12 protein-coding genes and 1 tRNA gene are annotated in these 12868 nt (G+C 68.3%); 3 read left to right on the forward strand and 10 right to left on the reverse strand.

The window, feature by feature from the left end; all coding sequences use genetic code 11:
- Positions 1–318: 318 nt before the first annotated feature.
- Positions 319–2115 carry a bifunctional metallophosphatase/5'-nucleotidase gene (locus ACZ6RT_RS19800; RefSeq protein WP_399185617.1) on the reverse strand — a complete coding sequence of 599 codons (1797 nt, stop codon included), beginning with the start codon at positions 2113–2115 and terminating at the stop codon, positions 319–321.
- Between the two features lie 255 nt (positions 2116–2370).
- Positions 2371–3477, reverse strand: a complete 1107-nt coding sequence (locus ACZ6RT_RS19805; RefSeq protein WP_470155190.1) for an RNA-guided endonuclease InsQ/TnpB family protein — start codon at positions 3475–3477, stop codon at positions 2371–2373.
- A gap of 140 nt (positions 3478–3617) precedes the next feature.
- Here ACZ6RT_RS19805 and mshD point away from each other — a divergent pair, with 140 nt between their 5' ends.
- Positions 3618–4541, forward strand: coding sequence for a mycothiol synthase (mshD, locus tag ACZ6RT_RS19810; protein ID WP_470155192.1), 924 nt, complete (start codon positions 3618–3620; stop codon positions 4539–4541).
- Positions 4542–4671: 130 nt separating this feature from the next.
- Here the strand turns inward: mshD and ACZ6RT_RS19815 are convergent, their stop codons facing one another.
- The 3 genes from ACZ6RT_RS19815 to dcd form a co-directional block, all read right to left on the reverse strand.
- Entirely contained in the window at positions 4672–5676 is a 1005-nt protein-coding gene (locus ACZ6RT_RS19815; protein ID WP_399185614.1) for an anion permease, read from the reverse strand.
- Positions 5677–6294 (reverse strand): DUF47 domain-containing protein, encoded by a 618-nt coding sequence (locus ACZ6RT_RS19820; protein ID WP_030924556.1) that lies wholly within the window; start codon positions 6292–6294, stop codon positions 5677–5679. It abuts the gene before it with no gap.
- Positions 6295–7035: 741 nt separating this feature from the next.
- The gene (gene dcd, locus ACZ6RT_RS19825; protein WP_470155194.1) at positions 7036–7611 is read right to left on the reverse strand and encodes a dCTP deaminase; all 576 of its coding nucleotides are present in this window, start codon (positions 7609–7611) and stop codon (positions 7036–7038) included.
- A 131-nt stretch (positions 7612–7742) separates the two neighbouring features.
- Between dcd and ACZ6RT_RS19830 the strand changes: the two genes are divergently transcribed.
- Positions 7743–7816 (forward strand) — tRNA-Gly (locus ACZ6RT_RS19830).
- A gap of 92 nt (positions 7817–7908) precedes the next feature.
- Here the strand turns inward: ACZ6RT_RS19830 and ACZ6RT_RS19835 are convergent.
- Both ACZ6RT_RS19835 and ACZ6RT_RS19840 read right to left on the reverse strand, forming a co-directional pair.
- Entirely contained in the window at positions 7909–8112 is a 204-nt protein-coding gene (locus ACZ6RT_RS19835; protein ID WP_470155195.1) for a hypothetical protein, read from the reverse strand.
- Positions 8113–8237: 125 nt separating this feature from the next.
- Positions 8238–8570 (reverse strand): hypothetical protein, encoded by a 333-nt coding sequence (locus tag ACZ6RT_RS19840; protein WP_470155197.1) that lies wholly within the window; start codon positions 8568–8570, stop codon positions 8238–8240.
- A gap of 545 nt (positions 8571–9115) precedes the next feature.
- Here ACZ6RT_RS19840 and ACZ6RT_RS19845 point away from each other — a divergent pair.
- Entirely contained in the window at positions 9116–9502 is a 387-nt protein-coding gene (locus tag ACZ6RT_RS19845; RefSeq protein WP_470155199.1) for a hypothetical protein, read from the forward strand.
- A 268-nt stretch (positions 9503–9770) separates the two neighbouring features.
- Here the strand turns inward: ACZ6RT_RS19845 and ACZ6RT_RS19850 are convergent, their stop codons facing one another.
- The 3 genes from ACZ6RT_RS19850 to ACZ6RT_RS19860 all read right to left on the reverse strand — a co-directional run bounded on the left by ACZ6RT_RS19850 (position 9771) and on the right by ACZ6RT_RS19860 (position 12808).
- Positions 9771–10184 (reverse strand): type II toxin-antitoxin system VapC family toxin, encoded by a 414-nt coding sequence (locus ACZ6RT_RS19850; RefSeq protein ID WP_470155200.1) that lies wholly within the window; start codon positions 10182–10184, stop codon positions 9771–9773.
- Positions 10181–10444, reverse strand: a complete 264-nt coding sequence (locus ACZ6RT_RS19855) for a CopG family transcriptional regulator (RefSeq protein ID WP_470155201.1) — start codon at positions 10442–10444, stop codon at positions 10181–10183. Before ACZ6RT_RS19855 ends, ACZ6RT_RS19850 begins: the two co-directional genes overlap by 4 nt.
- Positions 10445–10771: 327 nt before the next feature.
- Positions 10772–12808, reverse strand: a complete 2037-nt coding sequence (locus ACZ6RT_RS19860; RefSeq protein WP_470155203.1) for a SufS family cysteine desulfurase — start codon at positions 12806–12808, stop codon at positions 10772–10774.
- Positions 12809–12868 lie beyond the last annotated feature (60 nt).

Here is a 12868-nt window from a genome sequence, read left to right on the forward strand (position 1 = left end):
CCCGCGGCCCGCACACCGCGCGGCCTCTGCCCGCGGGACACCCCTGAGGGCCGGGCACGCCCCCCGGGAGCCATGCCACGGAATCCCCGAAGTGTCACAGGACCACCCCCTGGGGGCCGGGCACGCCCTGAGGCCCGGACACACGTGGGGCCCGCCGGACGTTTCTCCGGCGGGCCCCACCCGCGGGCCTCGACTGCGGGGTCGTACCTCAGCGCGTACGCGACGCCGTGCCCGCTCCCGTCCCGGCCGGCACGGCGCGCCGCGTCCCGGTGGAGCGCCGCTCCGGCCCGGACGGGCGCACCGCGTGTCCCGCAGGTGTCACGGCACGACCGTGATGTGGCCGGGCACCGGCGGGGCGATCGTCGGGTTCGCCGCGAAGTAGGCGGTGAAGGCGTCGATGTCCAGCGGGCCGCTCCACAGGTCGGTGCCGTCCCTGAAGGCCAGGAACGCGTCCCCGCCGCCGACCAGGAAGTTGTTGGCCGCCACCCGGATCGTCTGGGTGTCCGTCACGTCGACGCCGTCGATCTTCATGTTGGAGACCTTCGAACCCCACGGCGCGCTCGCGCTGTAGGTGTAGGTGAAGTTCGACGAGGGCTGCAGGATCTTGGTGAACGCCTGGGCGTTGGGCCCGCCGGTGAACTGCTGCTCCAGCACGGTCTTGAGCTGGGCACCGGTGAGCGTGACCACCTGCGTGAGGTTGTTGAACGGCTGCACGGTGAACGCCTCGCCGTACGTCACCACGCCGTCGCCCTCACCCGCGGGCGAACCCGCGTAGTTCAGGGACGCCCGTACGCCACCGGGGTTCATCAGGGCGATCTGGGCGTTGCCGCCGGTCCTCGTCGCGGCGAGCTGGGCGTCGGCGATGAGGTTGCCCAGCGGGGACTCCCCGGAGGCCACGGCGGTGTTGGTGATGTCCGCGGTGATCCTGCCGATCGGCCTGTTGGCCACCGGCGCGACACGGTCCTTCCACGTCTGGACGAACGCGGTGATCTCCGGGTCGGGGGTGACGGTCCTGGTCACGACCTGGTTGTCGGCCACGACCGTGGAGCGCACCACGTCACGGGTCCTGACGTCCACCTGGAAGTCGACCTTGGTGATCACGCGGCCGAAGGAACCGCCCTGGCTGTACAGGCGCTTGGCGCCCTTGGGGTCGGACACCGTGCACAGGTAGGCCTGGTGCGAGTGACCGCTGAGGATCATGTCGACCTCGGCGTCCACCTGCGTGGCGATCCGGTTGCCCGCGCCCGGCTGGGCGCTGCAGGCGTCCGGCGACTGGCCTGCGGTGACCTGGTCGCCCTCGTGCACCAGCACGACCTGGGCCTTGATGCCGACCAGCTTGAGCAGCCTGGACGCCACGTTCGCGGCCTTGACCTCGTCGATGAACTCCAGGTCCTTGATGCCCTCGGAGGTGACGATGCTCGGGGTGCTCTGGGTGACCAGGCCGATGAAGCCGATCGGCACGCCGTTCATCCAGCGGATCGCGACCGGGGGCAGCGCGGGGATGCCGTACTGCCGGAGCAGGTCGCGCAGCGCGCCGGTGTTCTTGCCGCCCAGGGCGTCCAGCGCCTGCTTCTCCGCGGTCTGCGTCGGCCGCTTGAAGATCACGTTGGCGCCGAGGTAGGTGAACTTCGCGCCCTTCCACTCACCCGCGGGCGAGCAGCCGTCCACCGGGTGGCAGCCGCCGTTCATGATGCGCCGCAGCTCGGCGTAGCCCTCGTCGAACTCGTGGTTGCCCACGGCGGAGGCGGTGACGCCGATCTTGCCGAGGAACTCCACCGACGGCTCGTCGTGGTAGGCCGCGGAGATCAGGGGGGTGGCGCCGATCAGGTCGCCCTGGGCGACCTTGAGGGTGTTCTTGTCCGACATCTGCTTGAGGTGCGTGGCGGCGTACGCGGCGCCACCGGCCTCGACGGTGGCGCCGGTCTCGTCGACCATGCGGCCGGAGGACCCGGTCGGAGGCTCGAGGTTGCCGTGGAAGTCGTTGAGGGAGAGCAGGCGGACCGGCACCGTCTTGGCGGGCTTGTTGCCCGCCTCGGCTGGTCCCATCGCGAGCACCAGACCGGCCCCGGCGAGCACGCCCGCCATCGCCAGCCGCTGGAAGGAACGAGACATCATGAACCACGACACTAGGGGGACCTTCTGACCGTGGAACGTCCGAGAGATAACGATTCACCGGATCGCTACATGGCGGCTTTTGCCAGTCCCCGACGTACGCGGGACCGGCACGCCCGCCTAGAGTCCACATCTTGACATCCTCTCCTCCCTGGAGGGAGGGGATTCCCACGGTCGCTCGTGAGGGTTCCTGCTTCACTGCCAACCGCCCGTCAGAGAGGACTCTCTGTGAGGTCTTACGTCAGCTCCACAGGCGTTTTATCTCTCCGCCAGCCCGGCGGCGAGGATGTTCTTCGCGGCGTTCACGTCCCGATCATGGTACGCGCCGCAGGCGCACACCCACTCACGGGTGCCCAGTGGCATGGATGGCTGGATGGTTCCGCACGCCGAGCACAGCTTCGACGAGGGGAACCAGCGGTCCACGGCCAGCAGTTTCCGCCCGTACCACTGTGCTTTGTACTCCAGCATGGTGCGCATCTGTCGCCAGGAGGCGTCGGAGATGGCGCGTGCCAGGCTCTGGTTTTTCACCATGGTGCGCACGGTGAGGTCTTCGATCACGACCGTTTGGTTCTCACGGACGAGACGCGTGGTGACCTTGTGCAGATGATCGCGACGCCGATCGGCGATACGAGCGTGAACGCGCGCCACCTTGAGCTTCGCCTTGTGCCGGTTCGCCGAACCCTTCTCCGTGCGCGAGAGGTTCCGCTGGACCTTGGCGAGCTTGCGGCGGTCGGCCCGCTCGTGCCGGGGGTTGACGATCTTCTCCCCGGTCGACAGCGTCGCCAGTGCCGTGATGCCCGCGTCCACGCCGACCGTGCCGCTCGCGGGGGGAAGTGGAGGAATGCGGTCCTCACACAGGATCGACACGAACCACCGCCCGGCCGCGTCCTTCGACACGGTCACCGTGGACGGCTCGGCCCCCTGGGGCAGGGGGCGCGACCACACGACGTTCAGCGGGCCGTCCATCTTGGCGAGGGTGAGTTGGCCGTCTTTCCATCGGAAGGCGCTACGGGTGTACTCGGCGCCGGCCCGCGACGTCTTGCGGGATTTGAACGTCGGATATTTTGCCCGCTTGGCGAAGAAGTTCGCGAACGCCGCCTGCAGGTGGCGCAGCGCCTGTTGCAGCGGGACCGAAGACACCTCGTTCAAGAACGCCAGGTCCTCGGTCTTCTTCCACTGCGTCAGTGCGGCCGAGGACTCCACGTAGGAGACCTTCCGGCCCTCCACGGTGTAGGCGCGGCTGCGGTGTTCGAGCGCTTTGTTGTACACCAGGCGAGCACAGCCGAACGTGCGAGACAGTATTTCCGCCTGCTCGTCCGTCGGGTGGAAGCGGAACCTGAAGGCCCGCTTCACGATCTGCGCCACGCCTCGCACAATACGACAGGATCACTTAAATGGTGGGTGGAACGGGTCGTGCGGGTCCAGGCCCGCTCAGGCACCAGAGCGCCTTCGCGCTCCCGTTTTCTTTCCGGTCTGAAGGCCGCAGTATCCACAGGAGTTATTCGATGAACGCGCGTGTGGAACACCGGGGATCGCTCGGCGGCGCCGAGGTGGCCGCGATCCTCGAGGTGGCGGAGGCGGCCACCGAGGCCGACGGGGTCGGACCGCTCAACGAACAGGCCTTGCTGCACCTGCGCTACGGAGGCGACGAGCGGATCGGGGCGGTGCTCCTGTACGAGGGGGACGACCTGGTGGGCTACGCGCACGTGGACCCGGCCGATCCCGTCGAGGGCCCGGTCGGGGAACTGGTCGTCCACCCGGCCTTCCGGCGGCGCGGGCACGGGGCGCACCTGCTGCGGGCCGCGCTCGACCGGGCCGGCGGGCGCCTGCGCCTGTGGGCGCACGGCGGGCACCCCGCGGCCGAGGCTCTCGCCCGGTCGGCGCAGTTCGAGAAGGTCAGATCGCTGTGGCGGATGCGCCGCCCCCTGTCCGGCGACCTGCCCGGTTTCGAGCTCCCCGAGGGCGTACGGCTGCGCACGTTCGAGCCCGGCGGTTCCGACCCGGAGGCGTGGGTGGCGCTCAACGCCCGGGCCTTCGCCCACCACCCCGAGCAGGGCGCGTGGACGATCGAGGACCTCCGGCTGCGCCGGCACGAACCGTGGTTCGACCCGGACGGTTTCTTCCTCGCCGTACGGCAGGACGGCCCCGGGGGCGGCGACCGGCTGGTGGGCTTCCACTGGACCAAGGTGCACGACGACGGCGACCACGCCCACGAGCCGATCGGCGAGGTGTACGTGGTCGGCGTCGACCCCGACGAGCGGGGAGGCGGCCTGGGCCGGTCGCTGACCCTGGCGGGCCTGGAGTACCTGCGGTCGCGGGGCCTGGGCCAGGTGATGCTGTACGTGGACGAGAGCAACCCCTCGGCGATCCGCCTGTACGAGAAGCTCGGCTTCACCCGGTGGGACGTCGACGTGATGTACCGGCGGTAGAGCGCGCCGTCCGCCGTGCGGCTCCGTGACGACGGAACGCCGGCCGGGAGGGATCCCGGCCGGCGTTCCCGCACGGTCGTCGGCGAGGGCCTCCGCGGGGCGGCGCGCCCGCCCCGGCCCTCGCGGCCCGCTACTCGACCATCCAGTGGAGCGCGAAGTAGGACAGCGCGGCGACCAGCGCGGCGGCCGGGATCGTCAGGATCCAGGCGGTCACGATGTTGCCCGCGACACCCCACCGCACGGCCGACAGGCGCTTGGTGGCACCGACGCCCATGATGGCGCTGGTGATCGTGTGGGTGGTCGAGATGGGGGCACCGAAGCCGATGGCCGCGGTGTAGAGCACGGTCGCCGCGGCGGTCTCCGCCGCGAACCCCTGCGGGGGGTCGAGCGCGATGATCCGGCGGCCCAGGGTTCGCATGATCCGCCAGCCGCCCGCGTAGGTGCCGAGCGAGATGGCCGTGGCGGCCGAGAGGATGACCCACTGCGGGATCGGGTCGCCGTTGTTCTGGTACCCGCCGACCACGAGGGCCAGGAAGATGACGCCCATCGTCTTCTGGGCGTCCTGGAGACCGTGACCGAGTGCCATCGCCGCTGCGGAGACGGTCTGCGCGAGCCGGAACCCGCGGTTGGTCTTCGAGGGCTGGGACCTGCGGAACCCCCAGAGAATGGCGATCATGATGAGCCCGGCGAGGCTGAAGCCGATCAGCGGGGACAGGATCATCGGGATGACGACCTTCTCCAGCACCCCGTCCCAGTGGACGGTGCTCGCCGAGGCGATCGCGGCGCCGACCAGGCCGCCGATCAGCGCGTGGCTGCTGGAGGAGGGGAGGCCGAAGTACCACGTGACGAGGTTCCAGGTGATCGCGCCGATCAGTCCGGCCCCCACGATGACGAGGCCGTGACTGCCGTTCGGGGCGTCGATGATGCCCTTGCCGACCGTGGCGGCCACCTGCGTACCGAGATGCGCACCCAGGAAGTTCATGGCCGCGGCCATGAACAGCGCGGCCCTCGGCGTCAGCGCGCGCGTCGAGACGGAGGTCGCGATCGCGTTCGCGGCGTCGTGGAAGCCGTTGGTGTAGTCGAACACCAGCGCCACGACCACCACGCCGATGACGAGTGCGAGCGTGAGATCCACTTAGCTTTCCTTGACCGCGATCGACTCGATCGTGTTGGCCACGTGCTCGAAGGCGTCGGCGGCCATCTCGAGCTGGTCGATGACCTCCTTCATCTTGAGGACGGTCAACGCGTCGTACTCCCCGCCGAAGAGCTTGGCGAGAAGGCGGCGGTAGACCTGGTCGGCCTGGTTCTCCAGCCGGTTGATCTCGATCCAGTACTCGTTCAGGTTCTTCATCGAGCGCAGCCTGGGCATGGCCTCGGCGGTGAGCTCCGCGGCGCGTTCCAGGACCTCGACCTGCCGGACGACCTCCTTGGGAAGGTGGTCGATCTGGTACAGGACGATGAGGTCGGCGGCCGCCTCCATGTAGTCCATGACGTCGTCGAGGTTCGAGGCGAGGCGGTAGATGTCCTCGCGGTCGAAGGGGGTGATGAAGCTCTCGTTGAGCCGGTTCATGATCGCGTGAGTACGCTCGTCACCGGCGTGCTCACAGGCGCGCATCTTCTCGGCCAGGGCTTCCCGGTCCGATCCGTCACTGATGATCTCTACCAGCAGACGGGACGCTGTGACGAGGTTGTTCGCCGAGTCGGCGAACAAGTCGTAGTAGCTGTCCTCACTCGGTGTGAGACGCAGGCGCACGTCGTTCTCCAGATGTGCGGGGATGGTCCGCAGAGAAGGGTACGGGTTACCAGCGGAAATGCGAACTTCACCCGCTAGACACGCACTCTTCCTCATGTCGCTACCCGGCGCATACCCGGAGACACTCGGCTTGAGGCAGCCTGGAGGGCAACTTTCCGTGACCGTTTTGCTGGTTTTCGGCCACATTATGCCGAAGCCAGGTCACGTATAGGACTCTCTCCGGGAAGCCCGTCCGGCGCGTCGCCCGTGCCGTCCTCCGGGATCCCCGATTTCGGCGTGCCTGACGGAGATCCACGGAGGTCGGCCGGGGTCCGCGATCGCGCACGACGAGCAGGGTGATTTCCATCACGACCTGCCGTCCCGCCGCGTCCCGACCTTCCTCCGGCAGGCGTCCTTCCCCCGGCAGGCCGTCCCGCTCCCGGCCGATCCCCGGTCTCCGGTCGTCCGTTTCCGGCCGGGCGTCCCGGGTTCCCGGTCGCGTGCCCACGTCACCCGGCGCCCGCGCCCTCGCTTCCCGCTTCGCGGCCGTGCGCCCCTTCGGCCTCCTGGCCCCTGTTTCGCGGCTTTTGGTTCCCTTGCCCCTCGAACTTACGGCTGTCCCTCGAACCTACGGCTGCGCAGCCCTCGACTCCCGGTTCCTCCCCTGCCCTCGGCTTCCGGCTTCCCGGGCCCTCGGCTTCCGGCTCCTCGGCTTACGGACCGCTGGTTCCCGGGTTTCGGTCGCCCCGGATCTGGTGACCGTCAAATGGGCGTCCGGTGGAAGTTCAGGTACGAACGGCTCGGCGTCGGCCCCCGCTGCCCCTGGTAGCGCGACCCGTACTTCTCCGAGCCGTACGGATACTCGGCCGGAGAGCTGAGCCGGAACAGGCAGAGCTGGCCGATCTTCATCCCCGGCCAGAGCTTGATCGGCAACGTCGCGACGTTGGAGAGTTCGAGCGTGACGTGCCCGCTGAACCCGGGGTCGATGAATCCGGCCGTGGAGTGGGTGAGCAGGCCGAGCCTGCCCAGCGAGCTCTTGCCCTCCAGCCGCGAGGCGAGATCGTCCGGCAATGTGACGACCTCGTACGTACTGGCCAGCACGAACTCCCCCGGATGCAGGATGAACGGCTCACCCTTGTCCGGCTCCACCATCCGCGTCAGATCGGGCTGCTCGACCGCCGGATCGATGTGCGGGTACCGGTGGTTCTCGAAGACCCTGAAGTAACGGTCCAGGCGTACGTCCACGCTGGAGGGCTGGATCATCTCCGCCTCGAAGGGGTCGATCCTGACCCTTCCGGCCTCGATCTCCGCGGCGATGTCACGATCGGAAAGCAGCACGTGAGGCAACCTACCAACGCCACGCCCCTGGGGCGGCGGCGCTCCCGCACCTCGGGATGCCGAGAATCTCGCGCCGGGGAGGTCCAGAGCCTCCCGAGTTTCCGCTAGAGTGGTCACGCGGCACACCGCACGCGGGTGTAGTTCAATGGCAGAACATCAGCTTCCCAAGCTGACAGCGCGGGTTCGATTCCCGTCACCCGCTCCACTCACAAAGGCCCAGGTCAGGATGCGAATCCGAACCGGGGCCTTCGTCGTTTCCGGGGCCGATTCTCACTCGCGTGCCAGATTCGTGCCAGATCAGTTGATCTCGACCCCGGCAAGGGGCGGATCATGGCCGTCATCCTTGGGCATGAGCCCTTTCTTGACGATCTCCCCCAGTGCGTCGGCGATGGCCCGATCCCGATCCTTGGCCGTGTGGAGATCAAAGCGGCGGTGCGGCGCGCCACCGCACGGCCCAGCGTCGCGGATCCCGGCCGCGCAGGCGGCCTGGAGGCCGGTCACGGCCGGGGCCGCACTCGGGCCGCGCACCGACCGCCGACCCCGCCGTACTGGCCATCAATCGCCGTACCCGGGCCGCCCCGCCGGCCTAATCCGGATCACGTCTGCTCACCCCGCCACGGCAAATCTCAACCATGCACACCCCAGCGGTCCAGGCCCGTATAGACGAACGCGGTCCGGCACACAGGAGCGGACATGCACTCCGCCTCTCCCCTGTAGAACGCCACCAGCGAATCCGGCCCCCTCCACCAGGTATCCACCAGCCCGGCCACCTCCTGGACCGGCTCATGACCTTCGAGCCGGATCGCTTCGACCTCATCACCTGTAACCTTCACGATCTTCTTGGCGCACACGCCCGCGTGATAGGCCAAGGCCACCGACTCCACCCAGCCCTCGACCGTTGCATGCAGCGGCACCCAACGCTCACCGTCAACACCGAGCTCACCACCAGGCCCGATCATGAAGGAATAAGGAACCGCCGTCCGCTGCACACCGGCCTCGAACCACCACCCCCCAGCCGGTGAACCTTCCGGGGTATCCGGACACAAGATCCGAGGACCACCGTCGTAATGCGGAGCCGGAGGAAGCACAAGCCCACCCCAGCGAGCCGCATACTCCGCGACCCGATCAATCTCACGTTCCGGGACACCCGAGGAGAGCCAACCATCCCGGCACTGATCAACCTTTAGGGAGGCCACCCGCAAGCCATGAGCCTGGACAAAGCTGCGTGCCCTGCGAGTGAGTCCTTGAGGAACATCGACGGGGTAGAGAGCCATTCGGCGACATTACAACGCCTCCGGCGGGGGGACTCCGGCTCCGGGATGACCACTGAGGGCGTGCCCATCACCGCCGGCCTGTCGGTGGCTGAGGTAGGGGTCTGCTCATCTCGTCTGCCCTCGACCCGGGACAAGCCGAGCGGACCAGGGGCGGGCGGGTCGACGGCAGACGGGATGAGCAGGCGAGCGAAGGCTTGCGCAGGTGCGCCCAGTCCGGGAATCCTGCGGTCATGCTCACTGTGCGGCAACTCCTCGACTACCTCGGAGACCTACCTGACGACACCCCCGTGGTGATCGATGTTCGCCCAGGAGACGAGTACGTACGCACCGAAGACATCATCATCACGGACGAGGACGTAGCCGGGAAGCGCACCCCCATCGGCGTACAACTCATGACGCGCAAGGTCCAACGCGACGCCATTCAGCAAGAGCTGATCGACCTACGTGCAGCCCTCTGCTACACCCTGGGCAAGTACCACAGCAAACCAGGCCCGCAAGGAATAACAATCCTCTCTGTCCTTTCTGACCAGGAGATCTTCCATGAGATCCGAAGACTCCGCCTGATCGCCGAGTCCGTCGAGCAGCAGAGCTCAGGACCGTCACCGCCGGGCCATTAACGGGCCATTAGACAGGGTGACGAGGGGGCAACCACGGTCACTCACGACCGGCCGGACGTCCAGCTCGGCCGTCCCACCTGCCGTACTCGATGCACTTCCCAAGCTGACAGCGCGGGTTCGATTCCCGTCACCCGCTCCACGCTTCAAGGCCCAGGTCAGGGATGCATTCCCGACCCGGGCCTTCGTCGTTTCCAGGGTCGTTCGATCTTCTCGGGCCATTGGCTCTCGTTGCTCCCACCGCTCCGTCATGCTCGTCATCGCGCGCAGCTCAGACCTTGATGACGGTGACGCGTCCGCCGCACAGGGCGGCAAGGTCCTCCGGGTCGGAGGTGAGAACCGTAACGGGGCCGGGGGCGGCGAGGGCGGTTGCGCTGAGCATCGCATCGATGGCGTACGTGTGCCCGTGCAGGCCGGCGCCGGACAGAAGTGCGGCGGCGTGGCGGGCGATCGGTTCGGTGACCGGTTCGACGACAAGTCGGGACAGCGACCACTCCAGAGCCGGCCGGTTGATGCGGGGGTGGACCACTTCGACGAGGGTGGCGGCGGAGGTGATGACGCGGAGATCGTCGGCGCGGGCGAGGGCGAGCCATGTGGTGACCGTGCGGTCACGCAGGACGACTTTGGCCAGCCCTTCGCTGTCGAGGACCAGCGTGCCGCCGGGGGTGGCGGGAGAACGGGTCATGCAGCGTCCGTCCCACCATGGGCCTGTCCCTGCCGTGCCTGGTTGAGTTGGTCGCGCAGTGCCCGGACTTCGTCGTCGGCAATGGGGCCGTGCTCGGCCTCGGCGACCTGGATGAGTTCACTGAGGTTGTCGCGCTCGATCTGGCGGGCGACGGCGGCGGTGACGTAGGCAGACAGACCGGAAGGGCCGCTCCGGGACCGTGCGGCCTCCGCGATGTCACGCGGCATGGTGATCGAGTACTTACCGGTAGGCTCACTCATGCTCTTTATCCTACCTGTCATGCTACCGACAGCGATGGCCATGCCTAGCGGGAACCGAGCACCAGGTCTGCCCCACATCCACTTCTCGATCTTGGAGGCTGCGCGTCCGATCCCATTTCGCGCACACGCTTCGTCCTGTAGGTCTCCCAACGGCTGTGACCCATCATGCGCTCCTCTCGAACACGTGCATGGTGGTCACGTGCTCTGCCTCACACCGCTTCTTACCAACGATCGCTCGGTCGATATCGGCGGTCCGCACCTCACCCTGTGCGTGCGGAGAAAAGGCCACCTCCCGACGGAAGGTGGCCCTCTGGGAAAGAGCGACGATCAGGTCCGAGCGGTCACCAGGGTCACCGCTGTCTCCGAGTGGACGCCGGTCTCGTCCGTGCAGTGCGCCAGGTTCGCGCGTACGGCGGCCGTGAGGTCGGCGCGACGCGAACCGATGTACGGACCGACCGCGGAGAAGTCGAACAGGCAGCAGATCGCGTCGGGCCCGCCGGGAACGGTGACCGGCAGCGTCCACTCGTGGAGTTCGACGTCGACGAAACCGGCCTCCTTCGCCAGGGTGGCGACCTCGATCCCGGGCAGGGACCACGGTTCCTCGAAGAGGTCCGCCCTGTCGGGGCCGAGGACGGTGGCGACGGCGTCGTACAGGGCACGGAAGAGCGGGTTGCGGTGCAGCGGCTGCCAGGTGGCGATGGCGATCCGCGCGCCGGGACGGGCGGCCCGGCGCATCTCGGCCAGCGCCGCGCCACGGTCGGGAACGAACTGCAGGACCTGCTGCATGGTGATCAGGTCGAACGCCTCGTCGGAGACGTGCAGCGGGGTGGCGCCGCATTCCACGTACTGGATGGGGGCGCCGTCGACGGCGGGTGGTTCGGCGGCGAGGGCGAGCATGGCGGGGTTGAGGTCGGTGCCGACCACGGCACCGGTGGGGCCGACCGCCCTGGCCAGCACCCGCGCGACGGTGCCGGGGCCGGTGCCGACGTCGAGCGCCTTGGTGCCGGGGGCCGGCGCAAGCGCCTCGACCAGGTGCTCCGCCCACGGCTGGAAGATCGACGGGAGCAGGATGTCCTTGTACGGCCGTACCTGGCCGACGTCGAAGGAGGTGTCCGCGGTCACGGCTGTCCGGGACCTGGTGGCCGTCTCCAGGGTCTCGGCGAGGATGTCGACCTCGTCGGGAGAGTTGTACAGGTAGAACGAGGCGCGGATCGCGGCGGGGACGCCGAACCGGCTGCACGCGAGCTGCGCGCAGTGGTTGCCGGAACGAACGGCGATGCCCGCCTCGTCCAGGCTCGTACGCATGCGCTGCAGCGGGACGCCGTCCACCACGAACGACAGCAGCGGCAGCCGGTTCGCGGTGCCGGTCGGGCCGATGAAGCGGATGCCGGGCACGTCGCCGAGCCGGTCCAGGGCGTACTCGATCAGGGTCTGGTCGTGGGCGGCGATCGCGTCCATGCCGATCCCGCTCAGGAAGTCGCAGGCGGCGCCGAGACCGACGGCCTGCGCGACCGGGGGTGTGCCGGCCTCGAACTTGAGCGGGGGCGCGGCGTAGTGCATGGAGTCCACCGTGACGTTCTCGATCATCTCGCCGCCGCCGAGGAAGGGCGGGAGCGCTTCCAGGAGTTCGTACCTGCCCCACAGGGCGCCGATTCCGGTGGGTCCGCACATCTTGTGGCCGGAGAACGTGACGAAGTCGGCTCCCAGCGCGGTGACGTCGATGCCGAGGTGCGGGACCGACTGGGCCGCGTCGACGACCATCAGGGCGCCGACCTCGTGCGCGCGGGCGGCGATCGTCGCGACCGGGTTCACCGTGCCCAGGATGTTCGAGGCGTGCACGACCGTGACGACCTTGGTCCGCTCGTTGATCTTCTCGTTCAGGTCGGAGAGGTCCAGGCGGCCGTCGTCGGTGATGCCGAGGTATCTGACCTTCGCCCCCACCCGTTCGGCCAGCAGCCGCCAGGGGATCAGGTTGGAGTGGTGCTCCATCTCGGTCAGGACGATCTCGTCGCCGGGGCCGATGCGGAGCGGTCCGTCCGCCCAGATGAAGGAGTTGGCCAGCAGGTTGACGGCCTCGGTCGCGTTCTTGGTGAACACGATCTCCTCGGCTCGCGGTGCGCGCACGAACGTGGCGATCGTGCTTCGCGCTCCTTCGTACAGCTCGGTCGCCTGTACGGCCAGCCGGTACACGCCCCGGTGCACATTCGCATTGGTGCGGATGTAGTAGTGGTTCAACGCGTCCAGGACAACGGCGGGCTTCTGTGTGGTGGCGGCGCTGTCGAGGTACACGGGTGGGCGGGAACCGTCAGGGGCGGTTTCGAAGAACGGGAATTCCTTCCGAATCGACTCGACGTCGATCGCCATCGTGGTCTCCTCCTGCCGAATGGTGTAGCGGCAGTGTCGGCGGAGCCCGACCGGCTGAAT

The sequence above is a fragment of the Streptosporangium sp. NPDC050148 genome (assembly GCF_055586505.1).